We start from the raw sequence: 21,655 nt of genomic DNA on the forward strand, positions 1-21,655 counted from the left end.
TGACCTCACCGGAAGGGAAACACGCGTGACGGATCGACCGCTCTACGCCGAACTGGGTTTCACCGACGCCGAGTGGGGGCTGCTGACCGGCCTTCCCCAGTCGGTGCTCACCGCGGCGAGCGCCGCCACCCCGGACAGCGCCCGCAAGACCCGCGCCGAGAGCGCGGCCGGGCTCGACCGCATCTCCGACGGGCGGGCCTCGGCCAGCCCGCTGGTCGCCGCCGTCGCCGCGGCCGCGGTGGCCGAGGCCGGCGACCCGGAGATCGGTGAGGAGGCGCCGGTGATCGAGCCGGCCGACCCGGCCGGTTACGCGGCCGACGTGGTGGGCCGGGCCACCGAGGTGGCGGCGCTGCTGGCCGCGAAGGCGTCGACCGCGGACGCCGAGACCTACCGGCACTGGCTCGTGGAGATCGCCGACGAGGTGGTGGGCGCGGCCTCCAGCGGCGGCCTGCTCGGCATCGGCGGCGAGACCGTCACCGAGAGCGAGCGCACCTTCCGCGACGACCTGGCCCAGGCCCTGGCCGGCTGATCGTCCCCGGCCGGCTCCGGGAGCCGGCCGGGCCGCACCTGTCAGGTGGGTGGGCGCCAGGTGAGGATGGGGTCCATCTGGCGGAGGATCAGGCCGGGGCCGAGCCTGCCACCCAGGGACATGCCCGCGTTGCGGAGGCGCTCGGCCAGTGGGTGGCTGAGGTTGGCCATGCGGCCCACTCTGCGGGAGGCCCGGGCCACCTCGGTGGTACGGGTGAGCCGCTCCGCCGTGTAACGGGGCAGGTCGTCGGCGTGCCGGGCCAGGACGACCGCGTCCTCCAGGGCCTGGCAGGCGCCCTGGCCGAGGTTCGGGGTCATGGCGTGGGCGGCGTCGCCGAGCAGCGCGACCCGGCCGATGTGAAAGCGGAGCAGCGGTTCGTCGAGGCAGCGGATGTCGGTGCGGACCACCTCGGTGGCGGCGGCGATCAGCGACGGGACGGGCTCGTGCCAGTCACCGAAGAGACGCAGCATCTCCGCCTTCTCGTCGCCGGCGCGGCCACCCTCGGCGGCGGGCGCGGTGGCGTAGCAGTAGACGCGGCCGTCACCGAGCACGGCCACCCCGAAGACCTTTCCGGCGCCCCAGGTCTCGGCGGCGACGAGGGTTCCCCCGGGGTGCGGTACGACGATCCGCCAGCTGGTGACACCGGTGTGGACCGGGCCGGGGTGGGTGGGGAACAGCTTCGCCCGTACCGGTGAATGAAGTCCGTCGGCGGCGACCACCAGATCGGCGGTGAGCGTGCCGTCGGCCGTGACCACCTGTCCGGTCTCGGGATCGACGTCGTCGGCCGGCAGGCCGAGGCGGAGGTCGCCGGGCGCGAACTGCTCGGCGAGCGTGCGGACGAGGGTGGCCCGGTGCACCACGATGACCGGTTCGCCGTAGCGGTCGGCGGCCTTCGACGCGTCGGTGCGGGTGATCCATGTGCCGTCGGGGCGGCGGATCCCGGCGGCGCCCTGTAGGCCGGACAGTTCGCGGATGCGCTCGCCGGCGCCGAGTGCGTCGAGGACGCGCAGCGCGTTGGGGGCGACGGCGAGCCCGGCGCCGACCGGTTCGAGGGCGGGCGCCCGTTCCAGGACGGTCACCTCCCAGCCGCGCCGCCGGAGGGCCACCCCGGCCGCCAGCCCACCGATTCCGGCTCCGATCACCACCGCACGCATGCGCCAGATCCTCGCATCCGCGCTGATCAGAAGCATCCGCGCCGATCAGAGTCGTCCGCGCTGATCAGCAGGATCCACTCTGATCGGGGGGAGACTGATGGCATGGACGAGTACGCATGGTCCTACCCGGTTCCGGGGTTGCGGCCGTGGATCGGGCACTACACCGGCTACCGGCAGCGTGGGGTGGCGCCGGCCCTGCACCGGGGGCTGCCGTCGCCGTACCTGACGCTGATCTTCACGCTGGACGATCCGCTGGTGGTGGCCGCGCACCCGGATCCGTGTCAGGCGCCGGGCCGGTACCGGTCGCTGGCCGGTGGGCTGCACCTGGCGCCCGCGCTGATCACCCACGACGGCCGGCAGTCCGGGGTGCAGGTGGCGCTTCGTCCGCTGGGCTGCCGGGCGCTGCTCGGGCTGCCTGCGGCCGAGCTGGCCAACCTCGACGTGGACGCGGCCGCGGTGCTCGGTGACCGGTTCGTCGCCGAGACGCGGGACCGGCTGCGGTCCGCGCCGGACTGGCCGGCCCGGTTCGGGGTGCTCGACGCCATGCTGGGCGGGCTGGCCCGGGCGGACGACGGGCCGCCCCGGGTGGGGTACGCGGTACGCCGTCTGCTCGGCGGCGGGCCGGTCAGTGTGGCCGGGCTGGCCGGTGAGGTCGGCTGGAGCCCGCGGTACCTGACCGACCGGATCCATGCCGAGCTGGGGATCCGGCCGAAGGAGGCGGCCCGGGTGGCGCGTTTCGACCGGGCGCGGCGGGCGATCCGGCCCGGGGTGCGGCTCGCCGACGTGGCGGCCACGCACGGGTACGCCGACCAGTCGCATCTGGTCCGGGACTTCCGGGCGTTCGCCGGGTGCGCGCCGTCGCGGTGGCTGGCCGACGAGTTCGGTTTCGTCCAAGCGCTGCCGCCGCCGGACGCCGACGATGGTGTGCATGACTGAGAATCGGGTACCGGCCCCGCAGGTGTGGCCGACCGTGAAGGCGAACGACGCACGAGCGCTGATCAGGTTCCTGGTCGAGGCGTTCGGTTTCGAGGAGACCGTGGTCTACGGCGAGGGCGACACGGTCGACCACGCCGAGCTCAGCTGGCCGCCCGGTGGCGGCGTCATGCTCGGTTCGGTGCGCGACGACCCCGCGAACCCGTGGAACGACCTGGCCCCGGGGTCGTTCGGAGGGTACGTGGTGACCGACGACGTGGACGGCCTGTACGCGCGGGCGGCCGCGGCGGGCGCGGAGATCCTGCGGAAGCCGGCCGACACCGACTACGGTTCGCGGGACTTCACGGCTCGTGACCCGGAGGGCAACCTGTGGTCGTTCGGCACGTACCGGGGCGCGCCGAGAAGAGGGTGAGTGGGCAGCTCAGCCCGGCGGGCGCGCCGCCGGGCCCGGCCCGGCAGACGCTCGCGGGTATGGCAACGGCGGTTCGCGTCACCCGTACCGGAGACGGGTTTCAATCGCCGCGGAGAAGGCCCTGACCGATCGCCGTGGCCACCGCGGAGGCCCGGTCCCGGACGCCGAGTTTGGCGTAGGCGTGCAGCAGGTGTGTCTTGACGGTGGCCTCGCTGATGAACAGGCGCTTGGCCGTCTCCCGGTTGGTGCAGCCCCGGGCGATCAGGCCGAGCACCTCCAGTTCGCGCTGGCTGAGCGGCTCCTTGGCGGGTGACCGGAGCTGGCCCATGAGGCGGCCGGCGACGGCCGGGGAGAGAACCGACTCGCCGCGGTGCGCCGCCAGCACGGCCCGGAAGAGCTCCTCGCGCGGGGTGTCCTTGAGCAGGTAGCCGGTGGCGCCCGCCTTGATCGCGGGAAGCACGTCGCTGTCGGTGTCGTAGGTGGTGAGGACCAGGACGCGGGCGGTGCAGCCGCGGGCCTTGAGCTCCCGGATGGTGGTGACGCCGTCCATCACCGGCATGCGCAGATCCATCAGCACGACGTCGGGGGTGACGGCCTCGGTGAGGGCGAGCGCCTCCCGGCCGTCACCGGCCTCGCCGAGGACGGTGAACCGGCCGTCGCCGGTGAACATGCCGCGCAGACCGTCGCGCACCACGGGGTGATCGTCCACAATGACTACCCTGATCATGCTGCTGCTCCGATCGCGATGGCCGGAACGCACGCGGAGATCGCGGTTCCGCCGCCGGGTTCCGACTCGACCTCGAGGGTTCCGGCGATGCGGCCGAGGCGTTCCCGCATCGCGTGCAGGCCGAAGCCGCCGTCCTCGGTGACCTCCCGCGGCGCATCCGGGTCGAAGCCGGCGCCGTCGTCGCGGACGTCCAGGGTGATCATGTCCTCCATGTAGGACAGGGTGAGGCCGACCCGGCCGGCGGCGGCGTGCTTCGCCACGTTGGCCAGGGCCTCCTGGGCGGTTCGCAACAGGGTCGTCTCGATCTCGGGAAGCATCGGCCGGGCCGCCCCGGTGACTGTCAGGTCGGCGCGGACGCCGTGGATGCCGGCCCACGCCCGGACCACCTCGTCGAGCGCCTCGGGCAGCCGGGCGGCGTCCAGGTGCTGCGGCCGCAGCGCCTGGACGGAGCGGCGGGCCTCGGTGAGGCTCTCCCGGGCCAGGCGTTTCGCCGCCACCAGGTGCCGCTCGCGTTCGGCGGGGTGCGACTCGGCCGCCTCCAGTTGGGTGACGATGCCGGTCAGGCCCTGGGCGAGCACATCGTGGATCTCGCCGGCCATCCGCTGCCGCTCGTTGAGGACGCCCGCCTCGTGTGCCTGCACCAGCAGCTGGGCGTGCAGCCCGGCGTTCTCCTTGAGGGCAGCGGCGAGTTTCGCGTTGGCCTCGGCGAGCGCGTCGATCCGGTCCTCGCGGCTCCGCGACCTCCGGTCGGCCCGGATCCCGATCAGGGTCATGGTCTCGGCGATCAGCACGTTGCAGAGCAGGACCGCCAGGTAGATGACGAACCCGTCGCCGCGGGCGAAGGTGACCCATCCGCCGACCTGGGCGAAGGCGTTGACCGCGGCGACCGGCACCACCACGGCCAGCGGCCACATGCCGCGGACCGCGTAGCCGATGAAGAGGTAGCCGGACCAGGTGTAGACGCCGAAGAGCGGGTTGCACCAGGCGAGCCACAGGTTGAGCAGGATCAGGCCGGTGAGGAAGACCGCCATCAGGCCGCTCCGGTGCTGCCAGCCCGGGTGCAGGTCCACCCACCAGGCGATCCAGCAGGCGGTCAGCACGGTGGCGGTCAGGATGGTGGGGAGGTCCGTGCGGGGCACCGGGGTGTCCCAGGCCACCAGCACCAGGAACAGCGAACAGATCAGTGTCCCGTAGGCCAGGAACGGGCGCGTCAGGTCCCGGGTGAGGCCCTCCTCCATCGTCACTCCCAGCGGAAGAACTTCACCGCGGCGGCGCCGCAGATCACCAGATATCCAATGAGTACGGTAATCGAGAGCCATTCCGGTGACTGTCCCGTGAGGGCTCCGTTCATCAGGTCCTGGCCGGCCGCGAACGGGGTGAAGTCACCGATCCGCCGGAGCACCTCGGGCATCAGCGCACGCGGCGCCCACAGCCCGGCGAGGAACATCATCGGGAAGAACAGGAAGGTGCCGATCGCGTTGGCCGTCTTGCCGGTCGGCGCCAGGGCCGCCAGCAGCAGGCCGATGGCGAACGCGCCGGAGCAGTTGAGCAGGATCGCCAGGAGCAGGGTGAGCGGCGACTTCGGGATCGGCACATCGAACGCCAGGTGGGCGACCGTGTAGACGAGGACGGCGGACACCAGCACGGTGGCCAGGTTCATCGCCAGTTGCGCGGCCAGCAGCAGCGTGGGGCGTACCGGGGTGGTGGCGAGCCGGCGCAGAATTCCCCGCTCACGGTAGGTGGCGAGCACCGCGGGCAGGCCCTGCAACCCGATGATGCCGATGGCCAGCCCGAGGGCGGCTCCGGCGTAGACGTCGATCACCCGGAGACCGCCCAGCTCCGGAGGGGTCTCCTGCATGGTCGGCACGTTGCCGAGGATGGTGATCAGCAGGAGCGGGAAGAGCAGGGTGAAGAAGACGTAGAGCGGTTCGCGGAGGGTGAGCCGGAACTCGGACAGGGTCAGCTTGATGAAGACGGACATGGTGTTCACTCCCCGCGGGTGAGGTGGACGAAGGCGTCGTCGAGGGTGGCCTGTTCCAGGGTCAGCTCGGCGGCGACGATGCCGTCGCGGGCGAGCACCGAGATGACGGCGTGCAGCAGGTTCCCGGACCCGATGATCTCGATCCGCGGGCCCTGGTGGCTCAGCTCGCGCACCTCGGGCAGGGCGGTGAGCAGCTCGTCGGCGAACGGCGCGGACGGGCGGAACCGGATCCGCTGCTCGTCGCCGGCCCGGTTGATCAGGCCACCCGGGGTGTCGAGGGCGGCCACCGCGCCCCTGTCGATCACCACGACCCGGTCGCAGAGGCGCTCGGCCTCCTCCATGAAGTGGGTGACCAGCAGCAGGGTGACCCCGCGGTCGCGGATGCCGGAGATCAGCTCCCAGGTGTCCCGGCGGGCCTGCGGGTCGAGGCCGGTGGTCAGCTCGTCCAGGATGGCGACCTCGGGGTTGCCGAGCAGGGCCAGCGCGATGGACAGCCGCTGCTTCTGGCCGCCGGAGAGCTTGCCGAACCGGGTCCTGAGCTTGGCGGTCAGGCCCAGGTCGCCGGCCAGCTCACGCCAGTCCGCCGGGTTCGGGTAGAAGGAGCTGTACAGCTCCAGCGCCTCCCGGACGGTGATCTTGTCCTGGAGTTCGCTCTCCTGGAGCTGCACCCCGATCCGGGCCCGCAGCTCCGGGTCGCCGGCCGGGCGCCCGAGCACCGTGATCCGGCCCGAGTCGGCGGTACGCAGCCCGGCGATGCACTCGACGGTGGTGGTCTTGCCGGCGCCGTTCGGGCCGAGGATCCCGAAGATCTCGCCGGCCTCGACGCTGAACGACACATCCCGGACGGCGACGGTCTCGCCGTACCTCTTCGCCAGGTTCTCGACCTCGATGACTGTCATGCACCCAGCGTCGCGTGACGGGCACCGTGCCCGAATCGAACAGCGGGCGGCCGTCGCCGTCCACCGATCGGTTGATGCCGGTCTACACCGTGGCGTTGCTGCGGCGCAGGCCGGCGTAGACCGAGCCGATCTGCGCGGCCACCCGCTTCCACGAGTACGCCTGGCGGGCGCGGTCCAGGGCGGCGGTCGCGTAGGTGAACCGGCGCACCTTGTCGTTGATCAGCCGGCGCAGCGCCCCGCCCAGCGCCCGCGGGTCCCGGGCCGGCACCAGGTCGCCGGTGAGCCCGTCGACCACCGTCTCGGTCAGGGTGCCCCCCGCGGTCCCGACCACGGGCAGCCCGCAGGCCATCGCCTCCAGGGCCGACCGCTCGTCGCCGGGGGCGGCCACCAGCACGTCCGCCGACCTGTACCAGCTGGGCAGCTCCCGCTGCGGCACCGCGCCGACGAGCCGGAACCGGTCGGCGACCCGGAACTGCTCGGCCATCGACCGCAGCAGGCCGGCGCCCGGGTCGGCGGACAGTTGCTCGGGCGGCGGGCCGCCGACGACCACCACCTCGGCGCCGGGAACGTACCGCATGGCCTGGATGACGTCGCCGAAGCCCTTGCGCTCGACCAGCTTGCCGACCGACAGGATGCGGGACAGCTCCGGGTCACGCGGGGCGGCCGGGCCGTCCGGGGTGAACCGTTCGCTGTCCACACCGGACGGGATCACGGTGAGGCGGGCCCTGGGCACGCCGATGCGCACCAGTTCGCCGACCTCGTCCTGGGTCTCTGCCACCACCCGGTCCACCGCCCGGCCCAGCGCCCGCTCGTAGCCGGACCGGGACGGGCCCTGCGCGGCGCCGTCGAACTCGCCGAGCTCGTGGAAGGACTGCACCACCGGCACACCGATCTGCTTGGCGGCGGTGACCGCGGCCAGGCCGCTGGTCCAGAAGTGGGCGTGCGCGACATCCGGCGACCAGCCGTCGCGCCACTGCTCGCCGAGCACCCGGGCGAACTCGCCCATGTGCGGGAGCAGCTGGTCGGAGGGGATCGGCCGGACCGGGCCGGCCACCACGTTCACCACGTGCACGCCGGCCGGGGTGACGGCCACCTCGGCGGCGTCCGGGTCCACACGGCGGATGTAGACGCGGACCTCATGGCCCAGCTCGGCCAGCGCGGCGGCCAGTTCATCGGCCCGGCCGGCCGGTTCGGAGATCATCGCAATGCGCACGGGGTCTCCTCCAGATGCTGGGGTCGGGTACGCGGAGCCATTGCCCGGGGGCCCGAACGGCGAAACATCGTCCGGCCGTCACCGCAGCGTAAGCCCGGGTCTTCGCCGTTCTCCCCGACATCGGCGAACGTCAGGCGTAGATCATCCGGTGCGCGCCCTCGATCGCGGCCCGGTAGGCGGCCCCGGTCAGGCGCCGGTCACGGGCCAGGGCGGCGTGGGCCGCGTTCGCACCCGGCGCGCCGTGCACCCCGCCGCCCGGGTGCGCCGACGCGCTGCCCAGGAACAGCCGGTCCACCGGGGTGTCCGGGCGGCCCAGGCCGGGCACCGGGCGCAGGAACAGCTGCTGGAAGGCGGCCGCCGTGCCGCCGCCGAGCGCGCCGCCGACCAGGGACGGGTTCTCCCGCTCCAGGTCGGCCGGGCCGAACACGTTGCGGCCCACCACCTCGCGCCGGAAACCGGGCGCGTGCTCCTCGACGACCGCCTCGATCCGCTCCACGTGCCCGGCGATCTCGTCGGCCGTCCAGGACGGCCGGTGCGGCAGATGGGTGTACGCCCACACCGACTCGGTTCCCTCCGGTGACCGGGACGGATCAGCCGTCGTGGTCTGCCCGAGCAGCAGGAACGGGTGCTTCGGCAGTTGGCCGGAGGCGAGCCGGGCGGCGTACCGGGTCAGCCCGTTCAGGTCAGCGCCCAGATGCACCGTGCCGGAGCCGGCGGCCGCCGGGTTCGCCCACGGCATCCTCGTGCGCACCGCCCAGTCGACCTTCACGGTGGCGCCGTCCCAGCGGAAGTGCGCCAGGTCCTCGGTCATCCGCGGCGGCAGCCAGCGCTCGCCGACCAGGTCCAGGAAGAGCGCCGGGGCGGGCACGTCGGCGATCACCGCGCGCCGGGCCCGCCAGTCCCGGCCGTCCGCGGTGCGCACGCCCATCGCGCGGCCGCGGGCCACCAGAACGCGGGTGACCGGGGACCCGTAGCTTATTTCGCCGGGAAAACGCCGGATCAGGGCCGACGTGATCTCCTGCGCGCCGCCGACCGGAACCGGCCAGCCGACCTGCTGCGCCAGCATGGCCAGCAGCCAGCCGTAGACGCCGCCGCCGGCCTCCTCCGGCGACAGGTCGGTGTGCAGGGCGCAGCCGGCCAGCGCCAGGGCCGCGCCCTCGCCCTCGAACAGCTCGGAGGCCAGCTCGCGCACCGACAGGACCAGCCGGCGGGCCAGCCGCAGGGAGCCGCCCACCCGCAGCTGCCGGACCAGGCCGAGGCCGTGCCGGACCGGCGGGAACGGGCTGAACAGCGTGTCCAGCATCCGGTCCGAGACACCCCGCCATTCTCGGTACGCGGTACGCCAGCGCTCCCCGTCACCGGGCGCGAACGCCTCCATCGACGCCATCGTCCGGTCCAGTTCCCGGCTCACCGTGGCGGCCCGGCCGTCCGGCAGCAGATGGGTGAACACGTCCGGCGCGTGCGTCCAGCGCAGGTCCAGGTTCAGCCCCTTCATCACCGGGGACGCGTAGCCCAGCGGATAGAAGGAGCTGAACAGGTCGGACAGGTAGCCGGGGGCGGTCACGTACCCGGAACGGACCGCGCCGCCCGGATGCGGGGTGGCCTCCAGGACGCGTACCGACCAGCCGGCGTCGGCGAGCAGGTTGGCGGCGACCAGCCCGTTGTGCCCGGCCCCGATGACGATGGCGTCCACGGTGTCCACGTGCCGACGCTACCCGCTGAGGTTTGCGGCAAACCGGCTGCGGGTATAGCCGGGCGCCGTCTGCGCTTTTGAATCCCGGGTGGGGGAACAGTCGTGGCCGTGGGGGCGGTGCCGGCGAAGATCCGGCATTTGAGCTGGCGAACCTGGCGTGGCGTCCTGTGGCGCAGCATCACGGGCTTCATCGACGACGACTGCACCGACTACGCGGCGGCCCTCACCTTCCAGGCCGTCACCGCGCTGCTCCCCTCCCTCGTCGTGATCGTGGCGCTGATCAACCTGGTCACCGACGGGGCCACCGCCGTACCGGCGCTCATCGGCATCCTGCGTGACATCGGGCTCGGCTCGGTCGTCGCCAACGACAGCCTGCTCGCCGTGGTCGACGCGCTGCTGGTCCGGCAGACCCCGGCGAAGGTGCTGCTCGGCTTCGGCCTGGCGCTGGCGATCTGGTCCGCCGGCGGGTACGTCGCCATCTTCACCCGCGCCTCCAACCGCATCTACAGCGTCCGTGAGGGCCGCCGCTGGTGGAGCCTGCACCTGCTCCAGCTCCTGCTGGCGGCGGTGGCGCTGGTGCTGCTCGCGGTGGCCGGCACCGGGATGGTGATCAGCGGCCCGCTGGTCGACGCGGTCGGCGACGCCCTCGGCGCCGACGAGACCGTCCGCCGGGTCTGGTCGGTGGGCCGCTGGCCGATGCTCGTGGGGATCGCGGTCATGCTGTTGTCGCTGCTGTTCTGGATCGCCCCGAACGTCCGGCAGCCCCGGTTCCGCTGGCTCACCCTCGGCGGTGTGGCGGCCCTCGCGGTGTGGATCGCCACGTCGTTCGGCTTCGGGCTGTACGTCGCCAACTTCGGCTCCTACAACCGCACCTACGGCAGCCTCGGCGCGGTGATGGCGTTCCTCATCTGGGTCTACCTGTCCAACCTGGCCCTGCTGCTCGGCGTCGAGGTCAACGCCGAGGTGCAGCGCGGGCGGCTGCGCCAGGCCGGCGACCGGGATCCGGAAACCCCGCTGGCTCCGCGTTTAGCCCCGAACACCCCGGGCACCCCCTGAATCATGGAACGGGGAAACACGAAGCACGGTGCCCTCCTCGACGAGAGGATGGCCCAGGAGACCCGGGGCAACGTCCGGGGGACGGCCGGAGGGCGTGCGGAGGAATGGCTGACACCCGAGCCGGCCGGTGAGGATCAGCCGGAGGTGACGTTCGCGCCCGGCGGTTACGGCCGTGGCGTCCCCGCGGGGGTCGGCAGCGTCAAGGGTGAGGCGTTCAGCCGGTTCGGCAGCTACCTCGGCCTGTCCGCATTCCCCGGGAACCGGACCGCGCTGGAGCGTTCGGCGCGCACGCTCCATGCCCCGGACGACGTGATGCGACTGCTGGCGGCGCTGCCCGACGGGGAGACCTTCGAGAACGCCGCACAGGCTTGGGAAACTAGCGAAGGGAGAAACGCGTGAGCATCGTCACCGAGTTCGTGGATGTCAGCGTCCCGGTTCGTAGCGCCTACAACCAATGGACCCAGTTCGAGGAATTCCCCCGGTTCATGGAGGGGGTCACGGAGATCCGTCAGCTCGACGACACCCACACCCACTGGAAGACCGAGATCGCCGGAATCCGGCGCGAGTTCGACGCCGAGATCACCGAGCAACTGCCGGACGAGCGTGTCGCCTGGCACGCCACCGACGGCGAGAAGCAGGCCGGTGTGGTCACCTTCCACCGGATCGACGACACCCACACCCGGGTCACCGTTCAGATGGACTTCGACCCGCAGGGCCTCCTCGAGACCGCCGGTGACAAGCTCGGCATGATCGACCGCAAGGTCAAGGGCGATCTGCACCGCTTCAAGGATTTCATCGAGAGCCGCGGCGGCATCGAGACCGGCGCGTGGCGCGGCCAGGTCGACCGGCCCGGCATGTGACCTTCCATCATCTCGGGACGGCCGCCTCCGGGCGGCCGTTTCCGGGCCTCATTCAAAACCCTTTCCGGTACGGCGTGAGCTCGGCGTCCCGTCCCGGCGCACCACGAGTGCGCCCAGGTCACCGGCCGCCCGGATCGCGTAACGGTCCCGGGACCGGCGGAATCCCGGCTCCCGCAGCACGGTTCCGGCCGGGGTGCCGTCGTTCGCGGTCCACGGTGTCCGCACCGAGCCGGCGCCCTCGTCGAACCGCACCCGGAACGGCGCGCCACCACCGGCCGACAGCATCGCCGTCCCCGAACCGCCGGCCAGCACGACCGGGACGGTGCCGACCGGCTCCGGCAGCCACAACTCGGTCAGCCCGGCGGAACCCAGGTAGACCCGCTCCACCCGGCCGCCCCGCAGGTTCAGATGCTGCTCGCCGGCGCCCCCGGGCAGGCGGATGTCCCATCGGACGTCCCGGTTCAGCACGATCCGCACCTCGTCCAGGCCGTCCCGGCCGGTGTTCTCCAGCGTCACCGCCACCCGGCCGCCAGTCCGGACGACCCTCGGGGCGACACCGGAGTCCGGGGCGGCGCTGATCCGGTAGAGGAGACCCGGGAGATCGGCGAAGCGCACCCGTACCCGGCTTGCCGCATCACCCAGAGTGAGAAGCGCTACCGTGCGCTGATGCAGCGGCCCGACCTCCACCCAGGCTTCGCCCGGCCGTGGCACCGTCCGCTGAACGGGTGCGGGCGCCGGGGCGGGCACCTCGCGAAGGGCGATCAGACCCCCCGCGACCAGCGCGGTCAGGCTGGCGACCACGACGATTGAGCGACGAAGACGCAAGACGGTGAGCACCATCGGACAACGCATAATCGGCCGAACGGGTGACGGCGATGCGTCCATTTCGCGCCAGACTGTCCGAGTGCGATCTCCCGGATTCCTCTCCGAACGTCAGCGCCGTTTCGCTTGGCTGGGTTTTCTGCTAGCCGCCTTCCAGGCGCCACTGGCCGCGAAGCTGATCGATGACGCCTCGTGGTTCTTCGCCGTCGTCGTGGCCGCGCTCGTGGCCACCGTGATCATCGCCGACGACGCCCAGCGCCGCCGCCCCGAGCCGGCAAACTACTCGGAGTAATCGGGGCGGGCGGTTCGCCGCCGCTCCTTCAGCTCCGCCTCGTAGAGGTGCCGCCGCCCACCGGCGAACCGCTCCCGGGCCTGGCGTTCCACCTCACGGAACTCGGCGTAGTACCCGTCGTCGAACTCCTCGACGATCTGGAACGTCCAGTGCCCCGGGACGACGTTGCGGCCGATCAGCTCCCGCTGGATCCGCTCCGCCGTTTCGGTGTGCCCCGCCTGCATGAACAGCGAGACCGCCGCGTCCAGCGCGAAGTCCGCCGTACCGGTCAGCTGATGCGCCGAGTACAGGTGGCCGCGCACCCGCTCCACCGTCTCCAGCGCCTCGCTGAGCTTCCCGAGCGCCTCCACGGTCAGGTCGTCGAGACCTTCCGGCCGCCGATGCCGTTCGTCCGGGCCGTCGCCCCCGATTCGCGTCCCCACCGCTACACCTCCCGAGATCCTGGCAAGTTCCCCACGGATTCGACTTCAACCAGCCTGCAACTCGCAGCGAACCGTCGGTCACCCTGGGCTACCTAACGTTTCTCCACATGAATGGCCTGTTCAGCAACGCCGCCGCCCGCGCTGCTCAGCGCACCGCCCTCGCCTCGCTCGCCGACCTCACCGCGTCGGTCGGGGTCAGCGGTCTCGCCGCGGCCCAGGGGAGCCCCGGCCTGATGTCCGTGATCGACCAGCACGCCGCCGGAGTGCGGGACAGCCTCGACGCGGACAACCGCCCGCTCACCGCGATCCTGCTCGCCGCCTACGCCGAGGGTGTTCGCGACGCCGCCTACCTGCACGGCTGGGTCGCCCCTGAGGGCGCCATCGACTGGGCCGAGAACGACTGGGTCCTGCGCCGCCTCCTCGCGGTCTGCACGCTGGCGCGGACCCTCCCCACCACACGCTGACCCGATCGGACGGCTTGACGCCGTACGGGTCACCGGGTCGGGCCTGTCCCATCCCGTGATCGACACCCGACCCTGAGGGCCGGCACCGGAATCCCGGTGCCGGCCCTCCGTCGTTCCCGCCCCTCCGCCCCACACGCCCGAGCGGCCGGCCCCAGCCACACGCGACCCGCGGCTGATGCCGGCACGATCAGCTCGTGCTTGTCCCGCCTGGCCGCGTCTGCATGGTGGGATCGTCATCACCGGTGGGGGCCGGGCCCCGCGCGGGGGTAGCCTCCGGCTTCCTCGGGGAAGGGGGCCCGGCCGCCGTCGCCGGGAGCGGCACCACCTGGGTCCGCTCCTCACCCCCGTCGTCGACGATCTGTAGGCCGGCCTCGGTACCCGGGCTTCGGATCACCATCACCTCGTCCGCGGAGGGACCGGCGGTCAGGACCGTGGTGGGACCGGCGGTCAGGACCGTGGTGGGCTCGTCGCCATGCAGGTCGGTCGTACGTTCGCCGGAATACAGGTCTGTCGTGCGCTCGCCGCCATGCAGGTCTGTCGTGCGTTCGCCGGAATACAGGTCGGTGGTGCGCTCTTCGGGGTGCAGGTCGGTGGTGCGCTCTTCGGGGTGCAGGTCGGTGGTGCGCTCTTCGGGGTGCAGGTCGGTGGTGCGCTCTTCGGGGTGCAGGTCGGTGGTGCGCTCTTCGGGGTGCAGGTCGGTGGTGCGTTCGTCGTCGCCGGGGCCGGCCGGTGAAGCGATGATCATTTGCGTCTCGTCACCGTCCTGCTCGCGGATCCGCCGCTCCTCCTCGGCCCACCGGGCTTCCCACGCCAGTTCCTCGGCGTCGTCCGGAAAATCCCGCGCCGCGGCGCGAGGCGAGGCCTCGGTGGAGGGAACCGCGGGAGAGGAAGAGGCCGGGGACTCGGGCGCCGACGGCGCGGCCGGATACGCCGAAGGCTCTCCCCCGCCGGCCGCATACGCCGGAGGCTCTCCCCCGCTGGACGGGGGCGCCGGAGGCTCTCCCCCGCTGGACGGGGGCGCCGGAGGCTCTCCCCCGCTGGAGGGGGGTGTCGGAGGCTCTCCCCCGCTGGACGAGGGCGTCGGAGGTTCTCCCTCGCCGGAGGAGGACGACGGTTCGGCGGAGGGTTTCTCGGCGGTCTGGCGGGCGCGTTCCTCGGCGTAGGCGCGGGCCTGTTCCCGGATGGCCGCCGACTCCGCCGCCGCCCGGTCGAGCCAGCCCTCCCACCGCTGCTGCATCGGCCGGATCAGGCCGCCGCCGACGCCCACGATGATCACGCCGGCGACCGTGGCGAGGATGGTGACCAGCAGTGGGCGGGTGACCGAGGTGGCGATGCCGACCTGGTCGAGGCCGGCGATCACGCCCAGCGTGACGATCACCGCGGCGACCGCCTTGGCCAGCACCCGGGCGTAGCCGAGCCCGCCGAGCACGGCCAGGATCAGGTCGTGGGCGGCTCCGGCGATCGCGGCGGTGACCACCACGATGACGATCCCGACGAACACCTGCGGCAGCCAGCCGAGCAAGGCGTTGATCAGGTCGCTGGCCGGGTTGGGGCCGAAGACACCGAACGCCAGTTGCAGGGCGAACAGCAGCACCACGAAGAAGGCGAGCCGCGCGCAGACGTCGGTGGCGCTGGGCGCCCCGGGCCGCAGCAGCCGACCGGCGGGACCGCGCTGGACGGCCCGGTCGAACCCGGCCCGCCGCAGTGTCTTGGCGGTGACCGTCCGCGCGAGCCGGGCCAGCAGATAGCCGAGCACCAGGATCACCAGGAAAACCAGGATCGACGGCAGGTAGAGAACCACCGACCGCCACATCTCGCTGAGGCCACGACTCAGCCCGTCACCGGCCATCCGTCCTCCTGACAAGCGTCGTCAAGGCCGCGATGGGTCCTCAACGAACCGTAGGACTCCGGAATACCACGCGCCTCCGACAATCGGTACCCGGGCGGACACGCAGAGTCAGGAGCAGGGTTGCCCGTCGAGGGCGCAGCCGGTGGGCGGCTCGGTGGGCGCGGGCGCCGGCGTGAAGCTGAACGAGACCGAGCCGGAGGCGGGCACCCCGGCCCCGGAGGGACGGAAGGTGACGGTGCTTCCGGACTGGCCGGCGGTGACGGCGCCGCTGGTGACGGTCACCGTCTCGGCGCCGGGCACGGTTCCGCCCGGACCGCGGCCATCGTCATCGTCTCCGCCGACTCGGACCAGGCCGCGAGTGCGTCGTACCGCTGGTCCATGAGGTCGGGGGCGGTGTGATCGTCCACCGGATCCGTCTGGTGCTGTTCGGCGATGGGGCACATCACACCGCGGGGTGGCTCGATCACGCCGCGACCATAGGTGAACGACCGCTCCGTTGACCAAGATCAAATCACCGATGACCTGGTGACGGCCGGTGACGCCGAGCGCGGGACGTCGACGGCACCATTCGCGGACGATACGGGGGAACGGTCAATAACCGGACGGACGGCCGGTGGGGCATCGTACAAACGGACCAGTCGGGATAGGCTTTCCGCATGGTCGGCTCGGGAGGGTACGGGTCGGGGGGTCTCCGCCCGTCTCCGATCACCACGCTGCCCGCGCAGACGGCCGGCACACAGCACACCGGCCTGGGCTGCGCGGCGCTGGTGCACGCCTTCGACTGGTCCGGCACGTCGCTCGGCCCGATCACCGGCTGGGATCCGGCGGTCCGCGCCGCGGTCGAGCTGGTGCTCGCCTCCCCGCTGCCGATGCTGCTGACCGTCGGCGACGACTTCCTGGTCCTCTACAACGACGCATATGCCGAGGTCCTCGGCGCCCTGCACCCGACGGCGCTGGGCACCCCGGCGGCGCGGGCGTTCGGCCCGGCCTGGGATCAGCCCGGCCTGGGCGACGTGATCCAGCAGGTGCACCGCACCGGGCGGGCCATCCTGGAGCCGGAGAGCCAGGTGCAGTTCGCGCCGGGCCACACCGAGCCGGCCTTCTACACCCGGGGCCATTCGGTGATCCGCTCGTCGCGGGGCGCGGTGGCCGGGGTGCTGACCGTGGCGGCCGAGACCACGCATGTCATCCACCGGCTGCAGAGCCTGGGTGAGCTGACCGCCCGGTTGGCCGGCGCGCTCACCATCGACGACGTGACCCGCGTCGTCCTGGCGTACGCGATGGATTCCTTCGACCTGGACCACTGCGTGCTGGCGGTGGACGACGGCCTGGCGTACCGATATGTCCGCCGGATCCGCGGCGAGATGCTGGACGAGGCCGACGAGCGGCTCCCCCCGGTGTGGCGGCGCGTGAGCGCCGACCCGGCGGCCCCGGCGGTGGCGGCGGCGGAGAGCGGGCGGGCGACGTTCGTGGCCGACGGCGAGCCGCTGAACGCGGTGGCGACCGACCGGCACGAGCGGCGGGTCCGCGCGCTGGCCGCGCTCCCCCTGCGGACGCCGTCGCTGCGCGGGGCGCTGACCGTCGGTTTCCGCCGGGCGCATGTCTGGCTGCCCGCCGAGCGGGCGCTGCTGAAGGCCGCGGCCGAGCTGGTGGCGCAGGCCGCGGAGCGTGCCCGCCGATTCGAGGCCCAGCACGGGACCGCGCAGTTGCTGCAGCGCAGCATGCTCCCCGAGCACCTGCCCGAGCTGGACATGTTCCGGATCGCCGCACGATATGACGTGGGCGTCGACGGCAACGCGGCCGGCGGTGACTTCTACGACGCGTTCCACCTGCTCGACGGCCGGCTCGCCATGGTGCTGGGCGACGTGGCCGGGCACGACGTGCGGGCGGCCGCGGTGATGGGCCAGGTCCGGGCGGCGCTGCGGGCGCTGGCGCTGACCGACCCGGCGCCGCCGAGCGTGCTGGCCGGGCTGGACCGGCTGGTCGGCTCGCTGGGCGCCGAGTCGCGCAACGAGGAGATCTTCGTGACCATCGTCTACGGGGTGCTGGACCCGTCGGACGGTTCGGTCACGCTGGCCAGCGCGGGCCACCCGCCGCCGGTGCTGCGCCGGGCCGGGCAGGGTGGCGAGCCGGCCACGGCCGAGCTGGTGAAGGTGCCGCCGGGTGCGCCGCTGGGCCTGGGTGGCCGCTGGCAGACCGGGACACTGCGGCTGGAGCCGGGCGACACGATCCTGATGTTCAGCGACGGCGTGGTGGAGCGGCGCGGCCGACCGCTCAACGACGGGCTGGACGCGCTGGTCACCGCCGCCGCGGCGTCGCCGAGCGGCGATCCGAGGAACATGTGCTCGCTGGCCACCGCGGCGGTCGAGGGCACCACCGACGACGACGTGGCGGTGCTCGCCGTGGAGCACGCGCTGGCGATGAGCCGGTCCGCGACCACGCAGGTGGCGGCGGAGCCGACCGGGCCGAGCCGGGTCCGGCAGTGGATGACGACCCGGTTGCGGGAGTGGGGCGTGCCGGAGCCGGTGATCGGCGCGGCGATCCTCTGCACCAGCGAGCTGACCACCAACGCGCTGCTGCACGCGGGCACGCCGGCCCAGGTGCACATCGACCTGAACGCGGAACGCCTGCTGGTGTCGGTGGCCGACACCGGCACCCGGGGCAGTGTGATCCGGGCCCGCGCCGACGCCCTGGCCAGCCGGGGCCGCGGGCTGGGCCTGATCGAGGAGCTGAGCGACTCGTGGGGCACCGACCCGACGGTGCGCGGATCGACGGTGTGGTTCGAGATGCTCCTGGCGGGCAAAGCGCGGGCGTGACCCCACCGTCCGATGTGGCCCGCGCTCGGGCGGAACACTGCGTGATCGCCACGCTCGGTATCCGTTACGTCAGCACGCCTTATTACGTAGCGTATGCAGCGACTCATGACGATTCCCCGGTTGAGGGACCCCGTCCGGGCGACGGCCGAGTCTCCCGTCGCCGTATCGGTGCTGCTGCACGGCGTGGTGGCAGCTCCGGACATGCGTCACCTGGATCACTCAGGCGCTTACGTACAGTAGTTTAATACTGTTCTAAACCGGACAATGAACCGGCTGGTGGTGACGAAGCGTTATCAGTGCCGTAGAGTGCTGAAGCGACTGGGGATGTCCACCATGGAGCGGCTCATGCGGATCAGAGGTTATGCACCCTTGACACCTTGCTGGGTGGAGCTGGCGAGTGCGGACCCCGCACGCGCCGCACAGTTCTACGCAGAGTTGTTCGGCTGGGAGTCTGCGGGTGATCGGTTCAAGCTCGGGGGGCGTGCGGTCGCAGGCCTCACCCGGAGTCAGCCCGACCGTCCGGACGGGTGGCTGACCCACCTCAGCACTCCGGACCTCGAGGAGACGCTGGAGCAGGTCGCCCTCTCCGGCGGGCACTGCGTGAGCCACCCGGCCGAGGCACACGGCGGCCGGCGCGCGATCGTCGCCGACCCGTCCGGCGCGATCATCGGCCTCTGGCAGGGTCACGACTTCGCCGGCGCACAGGCCGGCGGCGAGCCAGGCACAATGTCGTGGCCGGAACTGATCACTGACGACCCGGACGCCGCGGCCCGCTTCTACGGCTTCGCGTTCGGCTGGCTGCTGCGCCACGAGTTCGGCTCGGGCGAGTGGCTCAACCAGGCCCACGACGCCGTCGCCGGCCTCGCGCCCGGTTACCGGGGCGCCTGGTGGCGTGCCGCCTTCCAGGTGGAGAACATCCAGGTCGCGGCCGACCGGTGCGAGACGCTGGGCGGCGCGGTCATCACCGAGCCGTCGGAGGCGGGGCTGACCGCCTTCGCCGAGCTGCGGGACCCGTTCGGCGCCCGGTTCACGGTGGCGGCGCCGGTGCACCACCCGGTCGAGCTGACCGTCTCTCTGGGCAGCCTGCCCGCCTGGGACTGACCCACCCGAACCATGTGGAAGAGGCCGGCCCTTCGGGGCCGGCCTCTTCGCGTCCCCGGCCGGCCGCGTCAACCTTGGTTGACAGGGGCCGAGATGTCAACGTAGGTTGACGGCATGACTGAGGCTACCGACCTCGCCGCCGCCGCGAGCAGCGCCGACCCCCGGGCCGGCCTGCGCGCGGTGGTGGCGTTACGCCGCCTCCTGGAGGGCCTGGAGCGCCTACAGGTGGCGAATGCCCGCGCCAAGGGCTGGTCCTGGCAGGAGATCGCCGACGCGCTAGAGGTGACCCGCCAGGGAGTGCACAAGAAGCACGCCAAGCTGATGCCGATGCTGGATCCACGGGAGGGCTGAGATGTTCGAGCGATTCACCAAGGACGCCCGCGCCGTCGTCGTCGGCGCCCAGGAGCAGGCCCGCGAACTCGGCCACGAGACCATCGGCACCGAGCACACCCTGCTCAGCCTGCTCGCCGGGGAGAACGACACGGTCCGCGTGGCGCTGGCCGGCGCCGGGGTCGATCAGGCCTCGGTCCGGGCCGCGATCATCCGGCACGTCGGTGACCGCAGCGAGGCCGGCTCCGTCGCGGACCGGGACGCCGAGGACGCCGCCGCCCTCAAGGCGATCGGCATCGACCTGGAGGCGGTCCGCGCCGCCATCGAGGAGAACTTCGGGGCCGGTGCGCTGCGCCTGCCCCGGCCGGCCCCGAAGAAGAGGGGGATCTTCGGGCGGTTCTCCTCGGTGACGACCGGGCACAGGCCGTTCTCGCCGCGCAACAAGAAGGTGCTGGAGCTGTCGCTGCGCGAGGCCATCCGGCTGAAGCACAACTTCATCGCGCCGGAGCACATCATGCTCGGACTGCTCCGCGAGGGTCAGGGCCTGGCCATGCTGATCCTGACCGAGTTCGACGTCGACTTCGGCGAGCTCCGGACCACCCTCACCGGCGCGCTCAAGTCTCCCGCGGCCGGATAGCGGCGAAGAGCAGGCGGTCCCTCCACTCACCACGGATGTGCAGGTAGTCGTGGAGGTGGCCCTCGTACCGCATGCCGATCTTCTCCAGGACGCGGCGGGAGCCGACGTTGGCCGGGTCGCACGTGGCGGCGACCCGGTGCAGGCCGAGGTCGAAGGCGTGGGCGAGCACGGCGGCGGCCGCCTCGGTGGCGTAACCCCGGCCCCAGGCGTGCCGGGCCAGGACATAGCCGAACTCACCGCGCCGATGACCGGGCGAGGTGGTCCGCAGTTCGACGGCCCCGATCAGCTCACCGTCCCGCTCGACAGCGAACGGGTGGACGCCCTCGGGCGGGTTCACCGACTCCGCGACGAACACCTCCGTGTCGGCGGGCCGGTTCGGCCCCCACTCCATGAAGCGGACCACCTCGGGGTCGCCGGCGTAGGCGTGGACGGCCGCGACGTCCCCGAGCCGGAAGGCCCGCAGCCGGAGGCGGGTGGTCCGCAGTTCGGTCACAGCCGCACCCGCATCGCCGGATCGGGATGGCGGGTGAAGCCCAGCGAGGTGTAGAGCGGCTCACCGTCCGGCGACGCGGTCAGGTGTACGGCGGTGACGCCCTGGTCGCGGTACCACTCCAGGAGCGCTTCCACGCACGCCCGGGAGTAGCCGCGCCGCCGCATGTCCGGGTGGGTGGCGACGCTGAACACGTACCCGACGCGGCCCTCGGGGTTGTGCGGGTTGCCGAGGCGCTCCTCGATCGTGCCGACGGCGCAGGCCGCGAGACCGCCGCCCGCGGGCCGCTCGACGACGAAGGCGGCCATTGTCGGCTCGGCCGCTCCCAGGCGGCGGACCAGTGACCTCCGGGCCGGTTCACGCCAGTCGTCGTTCCAGTCGTCGCGCCCCATGGTGTGCAGCAGGACGGCCCGCAGGAGGATCAGTTCGTCGGCGTCGTCGGGGGTGGCTTGGCGGGTTCTCACGTCCGTACCCTAATCGGATCTTTGTCTTTCAGATTTGAAGTTTCAGATTTCAAGGAGTACGGTTCGGGGCATGGCCGAACCGTTGAGCGCCACCCAGCTGGCGCACTGGCGCACCTTCATCGAGAGCTCGTGGGCACTGCACACCCGCCTCGAGGACGAGTTGCGCGCCGCCACCGGCCTGAGCATGAACGACTACCACGTGCTGGTCGCCCTGGCCGAGGCGCCCGGCCGCCGGATCCGGATGGGCGAGCTGGCCAGCCGTCTGGTGCTCTCGCCGAGCCGGATCACGTACCAGATCAGCTCCATGATCAAACGTGGCCTGGTGCGCAAGGAGAGCTGTGCCGACGACGGCCGCGGCCAGGAGGCCGTGCTCACCGACGAGGGCCTGACCGCGCTGCGCGAGGCCGCACCGGCCCACCTGGAGACCGTCCGCAAGAGCTTCATCGATCACCTGGACGACGAGGAACTGGCCGTGATCGGCCGCGTCTTCGCCAAGATCAGAGAGGTCTGA

Annotated in this window: 27 protein-coding genes; 13 read left to right on the forward strand and 14 right to left on the reverse strand. The window is 72.3% G+C overall.

Annotation, left to right across the window (positions count from 1 at the left end; all coding sequences use genetic code 11):
- Positions 1-25 precede the first annotated feature (25 nt).
- Positions 26-529, forward strand: a complete 504-nt coding sequence (locus tag BJ964_RS01055) for a hypothetical protein (protein ID WP_188118897.1) — start codon at positions 26-28, stop codon at positions 527-529.
- A gap of 41 nt (positions 530-570) precedes the next feature.
- On the opposite strand, the gene BJ964_RS01060 is transcribed toward BJ964_RS01055, so the two are convergent.
- The gene (locus BJ964_RS01060; protein WP_188118898.1) at positions 571-1,683 is read right to left on the reverse strand and encodes an FAD-dependent monooxygenase; all 1,113 of its coding nucleotides are present in this window, start codon (positions 1,681-1,683) and stop codon (positions 571-573) included.
- A 102-nt stretch (positions 1,684-1,785) separates the two neighbouring features.
- On the opposite strand from BJ964_RS01060, the gene BJ964_RS01065 reads away from it, so the two are divergent.
- Entirely contained in the window at positions 1,786-2,619 is an 834-nt protein-coding gene (locus BJ964_RS01065; RefSeq protein WP_188118899.1) for a helix-turn-helix domain-containing protein, read from the forward strand.
- Positions 2,612-3,028 carry a VOC family protein gene (locus BJ964_RS01070; RefSeq protein ID WP_188118900.1) on the forward strand — a complete coding sequence of 139 codons (417 nt, stop codon included), beginning with the start codon at positions 2,612-2,614 and terminating at the stop codon, positions 3,026-3,028. Before BJ964_RS01065 ends, BJ964_RS01070 begins: the two co-directional genes overlap by 8 nt.
- A 100-nt stretch (positions 3,029-3,128) precedes the next feature.
- Here the strand turns inward: BJ964_RS01070 and BJ964_RS01075 are convergent, their stop codons facing one another.
- The 6 genes from BJ964_RS01075 to BJ964_RS01100 form a co-directional block, all read right to left on the reverse strand.
- Complete coding sequence (locus BJ964_RS01075) at positions 3,129-3,755, reverse strand: response regulator (RefSeq protein WP_188118901.1); 627 nt, start codon at positions 3,753-3,755, stop codon at positions 3,129-3,131.
- Entirely contained in the window at positions 3,752-4,993 is a 1,242-nt protein-coding gene (locus BJ964_RS01080) for a sensor histidine kinase (RefSeq protein ID WP_188118902.1), read from the reverse strand. Before BJ964_RS01080 ends, BJ964_RS01075 begins: the two co-directional genes overlap by 4 nt.
- 2 nt (positions 4,994-4,995) lie before the next feature.
- Positions 4,996-5,736 (reverse strand): ABC transporter permease, encoded by a 741-nt coding sequence (locus BJ964_RS01085; protein WP_188118903.1) that lies wholly within the window; start codon positions 5,734-5,736, stop codon positions 4,996-4,998.
- 5 nt (positions 5,737-5,741) lie between these two features.
- A complete protein-coding gene (locus tag BJ964_RS01090; protein ID WP_188118904.1) occupies positions 5,742-6,635 on the reverse strand; it encodes an ABC transporter ATP-binding protein in 894 nt (297 codons plus the stop codon).
- An 82-nt stretch (positions 6,636-6,717) separates the two neighbouring features.
- On the reverse strand, positions 6,718-7,848 hold the full coding sequence (locus tag BJ964_RS01095; protein ID WP_407650784.1) for a glycosyltransferase: 1,131 nt from the start codon (positions 7,846-7,848) through the stop codon (positions 6,718-6,720).
- Between the two features lie 130 nt (positions 7,849-7,978).
- The gene (locus tag BJ964_RS01100; RefSeq protein ID WP_188118905.1) at positions 7,979-9,550 is read right to left on the reverse strand and encodes a phytoene desaturase family protein; all 1,572 of its coding nucleotides are present in this window, start codon (positions 9,548-9,550) and stop codon (positions 7,979-7,981) included.
- A gap of 129 nt (positions 9,551-9,679) precedes the next feature.
- Here BJ964_RS01100 and BJ964_RS01105 point away from each other — a divergent pair, with 129 nt between their 5' ends.
- From BJ964_RS01105 to BJ964_RS01115, 3 genes are read left to right on the forward strand one after another with little or no spacing between them, the layout of a single operon-like run.
- Complete coding sequence (locus tag BJ964_RS01105; protein ID WP_223149450.1) at positions 9,680-10,597, forward strand: YihY/virulence factor BrkB family protein; 918 nt, start codon at positions 9,680-9,682, stop codon at positions 10,595-10,597.
- Between the two features lie 3 nt (positions 10,598-10,600).
- Positions 10,601-10,996, forward strand: a complete 396-nt coding sequence (locus BJ964_RS01110; protein WP_188118906.1) for a DUF2795 domain-containing protein — start codon at positions 10,601-10,603, stop codon at positions 10,994-10,996.
- Complete coding sequence (locus BJ964_RS01115) at positions 10,993-11,457, forward strand: SRPBCC family protein (RefSeq protein ID WP_188118907.1); 465 nt, start codon at positions 10,993-10,995, stop codon at positions 11,455-11,457. Before BJ964_RS01110 ends, BJ964_RS01115 begins: the two co-directional genes overlap by 4 nt.
- 48 nt (positions 11,458-11,505) lie before the next feature.
- Here the strand turns inward: BJ964_RS01115 and BJ964_RS01120 are convergent, their stop codons facing one another.
- Positions 11,506-12,282, reverse strand: coding sequence for a hypothetical protein (locus tag BJ964_RS01120; protein WP_229807171.1), 777 nt, complete (start codon positions 12,280-12,282; stop codon positions 11,506-11,508).
- A 79-nt stretch (positions 12,283-12,361) separates the two neighbouring features.
- On the opposite strand from BJ964_RS01120, the gene BJ964_RS01125 reads away from it, so the two are divergent.
- Positions 12,362-12,571, forward strand: coding sequence for a hypothetical protein (locus tag BJ964_RS01125; protein WP_188118908.1), 210 nt, complete (start codon positions 12,362-12,364; stop codon positions 12,569-12,571).
- Here BJ964_RS01125 and BJ964_RS01130 read toward each other — a convergent pair.
- Positions 12,559-12,993: a hypothetical protein gene (locus BJ964_RS01130; RefSeq protein ID WP_229807172.1), complete on the reverse strand. Its 435-nt coding sequence runs from the start codon at positions 12,991-12,993 to the stop codon at positions 12,559-12,561. The two genes, BJ964_RS01125 and BJ964_RS01130, sit on opposite strands and share 13 nt — an antisense overlap.
- Positions 12,994-13,100: 107 nt before the next feature.
- Between BJ964_RS01130 and BJ964_RS01135 the strand changes: the two genes are divergently transcribed.
- Entirely contained in the window at positions 13,101-13,457 is a 357-nt protein-coding gene (locus BJ964_RS01135; RefSeq protein ID WP_188118909.1) for a DUF6401 family natural product biosynthesis protein, read from the forward strand.
- A 187-nt stretch (positions 13,458-13,644) separates the two neighbouring features.
- On the opposite strand, the gene BJ964_RS01140 is transcribed toward BJ964_RS01135, so the two are convergent.
- The 3 genes from BJ964_RS01140 to BJ964_RS01150 form a co-directional block, all read right to left on the reverse strand.
- Positions 13,645-15,306 carry a mechanosensitive ion channel family protein gene (locus BJ964_RS01140; protein WP_188118910.1) on the reverse strand — a complete coding sequence of 554 codons (1,662 nt, stop codon included), beginning with the start codon at positions 15,304-15,306 and terminating at the stop codon, positions 13,645-13,647.
- 108 nt (positions 15,307-15,414) lie between these two features.
- Positions 15,415-15,606 (reverse strand): hypothetical protein, encoded by a 192-nt coding sequence (locus BJ964_RS01145; RefSeq protein ID WP_188118911.1) that lies wholly within the window; start codon positions 15,604-15,606, stop codon positions 15,415-15,417.
- Positions 15,585-15,773: a hypothetical protein gene (locus BJ964_RS01150; RefSeq protein ID WP_188118912.1), complete on the reverse strand. Its 189-nt coding sequence runs from the start codon at positions 15,771-15,773 to the stop codon at positions 15,585-15,587. Before BJ964_RS01150 ends, BJ964_RS01145 begins: the two co-directional genes overlap by 22 nt.
- A 189-nt stretch (positions 15,774-15,962) precedes the next feature.
- Between BJ964_RS01150 and BJ964_RS01155 the strand changes: the two genes are divergently transcribed.
- The 4 genes from BJ964_RS01155 (at position 15,963) to BJ964_RS01170 (ending at position 20,190) form a co-directional block, all read left to right on the forward strand.
- On the forward strand, positions 15,963-18,122 hold the full coding sequence (locus BJ964_RS01155) for an ATP-binding SpoIIE family protein phosphatase (protein WP_188118913.1): 2,160 nt from the start codon (positions 15,963-15,965) through the stop codon (positions 18,120-18,122).
- A gap of 384 nt (positions 18,123-18,506) precedes the next feature.
- The gene (locus BJ964_RS01160) at positions 18,507-19,223 is read left to right on the forward strand and encodes a VOC family protein (RefSeq protein ID WP_316253889.1); all 717 of its coding nucleotides are present in this window, start codon (positions 18,507-18,509) and stop codon (positions 19,221-19,223) included.
- Positions 19,224-19,337: 114 nt separating this feature from the next.
- Positions 19,338-19,574 carry a helix-turn-helix domain-containing protein gene (locus tag BJ964_RS01165; protein ID WP_188118915.1) on the forward strand — a complete coding sequence of 79 codons (237 nt, stop codon included), beginning with the start codon at positions 19,338-19,340 and terminating at the stop codon, positions 19,572-19,574.
- Between the two features lies 1 nt (position 19,575).
- Positions 19,576-20,190: a Clp protease N-terminal domain-containing protein gene (locus BJ964_RS01170; protein ID WP_188118916.1), complete on the forward strand. Its 615-nt coding sequence runs from the start codon at positions 19,576-19,578 to the stop codon at positions 20,188-20,190.
- On the opposite strand, the gene BJ964_RS01175 is transcribed toward BJ964_RS01170, so the two are convergent.
- Together BJ964_RS01175 and BJ964_RS01180 are read right to left on the reverse strand one after the other, a co-directional pair.
- Positions 20,168-20,683 carry a GNAT family N-acetyltransferase gene (locus tag BJ964_RS01175; RefSeq protein WP_188118917.1) on the reverse strand — a complete coding sequence of 172 codons (516 nt, stop codon included), beginning with the start codon at positions 20,681-20,683 and terminating at the stop codon, positions 20,168-20,170. The genes BJ964_RS01170 and BJ964_RS01175 overlap by 23 nt on opposite strands.
- Positions 20,680-21,144, reverse strand: a complete 465-nt coding sequence (locus BJ964_RS01180) for a GNAT family N-acetyltransferase (protein WP_229807174.1) — start codon at positions 21,142-21,144, stop codon at positions 20,680-20,682. Before BJ964_RS01180 ends, BJ964_RS01175 begins: the two co-directional genes overlap by 4 nt.
- Before the next feature lie 70 nt (positions 21,145-21,214).
- On the opposite strand from BJ964_RS01180, the gene BJ964_RS01185 reads away from it, so the two are divergent.
- Positions 21,215-21,655: a MarR family winged helix-turn-helix transcriptional regulator gene (locus BJ964_RS01185; protein WP_188118918.1), complete on the forward strand. Its 441-nt coding sequence runs from the start codon at positions 21,215-21,217 to the stop codon at positions 21,653-21,655.

It is taken from the genome of Actinoplanes lobatus (assembly GCF_014205215.1).
Classification (GTDB): Bacteria; Actinomycetota; Actinomycetes; order Mycobacteriales; family Micromonosporaceae; genus Actinoplanes; species Actinoplanes lobatus.

Excerpts from the sequence above, each read along its gene's own strand:
- BJ964_RS01155 (WP_188118913.1), top strand. The coding sequence starts at position 15,963 with ATGGTCGGCTCGGGAGGGTACGGGTCGGGGGGTCTCCGCCCGTCTCCG.
- BJ964_RS01165 (WP_188118915.1), top strand. The coding sequence starts at position 19,338 with ATGACTGAGGCTACCGACCTCGCCGCCGCCGCGAGCAGCGCCGACCCC.
- BJ964_RS01085 (WP_188118903.1), bottom strand. The coding sequence starts at position 5,736 with ATGTCCGTCTTCATCAAGCTGACCCTGTCCGAGTTCCGGCTCACCCTC.
- BJ964_RS01075 (WP_188118901.1), bottom strand. The coding sequence starts at position 3,755 with ATGATCAGGGTAGTCATTGTGGACGATCACCCCGTGGTGCGCGACGGT.
- BJ964_RS01140 (WP_188118910.1), bottom strand. The coding sequence starts at position 15,306 with ATGGCCGGTGACGGGCTGAGTCGTGGCCTCAGCGAGATGTGGCGGTCG.
- BJ964_RS01170 (WP_188118916.1), top strand. The coding sequence starts at position 19,576 with ATGTTCGAGCGATTCACCAAGGACGCCCGCGCCGTCGTCGTCGGCGCC.
- BJ964_RS01065 (WP_188118899.1), top strand. The coding sequence starts at position 1,786 with ATGGACGAGTACGCATGGTCCTACCCGGTTCCGGGGTTGCGGCCGTGG.
- BJ964_RS01185 (WP_188118918.1), top strand. The coding sequence starts at position 21,215 with ATGGCCGAACCGTTGAGCGCCACCCAGCTGGCGCACTGGCGCACCTTC.
- BJ964_RS01060 (WP_188118898.1), bottom strand. The coding sequence starts at position 1,683 with ATGCGTGCGGTGGTGATCGGAGCCGGAATCGGTGGGCTGGCGGCCGGG.
- BJ964_RS01110 (WP_188118906.1), top strand. The coding sequence starts at position 10,601 with ATGGAACGGGGAAACACGAAGCACGGTGCCCTCCTCGACGAGAGGATG.
- BJ964_RS01135 (WP_188118909.1), top strand. The coding sequence starts at position 13,101 with ATGAATGGCCTGTTCAGCAACGCCGCCGCCCGCGCTGCTCAGCGCACC.
- BJ964_RS01090 (WP_188118904.1), bottom strand. The coding sequence starts at position 6,635 with ATGACAGTCATCGAGGTCGAGAACCTGGCGAAGAGGTACGGCGAGACC.
- BJ964_RS01070 (WP_188118900.1), top strand. The coding sequence starts at position 2,612 with ATGACTGAGAATCGGGTACCGGCCCCGCAGGTGTGGCCGACCGTGAAG.
- BJ964_RS01080 (WP_188118902.1), bottom strand. The coding sequence starts at position 4,993 with ATGGAGGAGGGCCTCACCCGGGACCTGACGCGCCCGTTCCTGGCCTAC.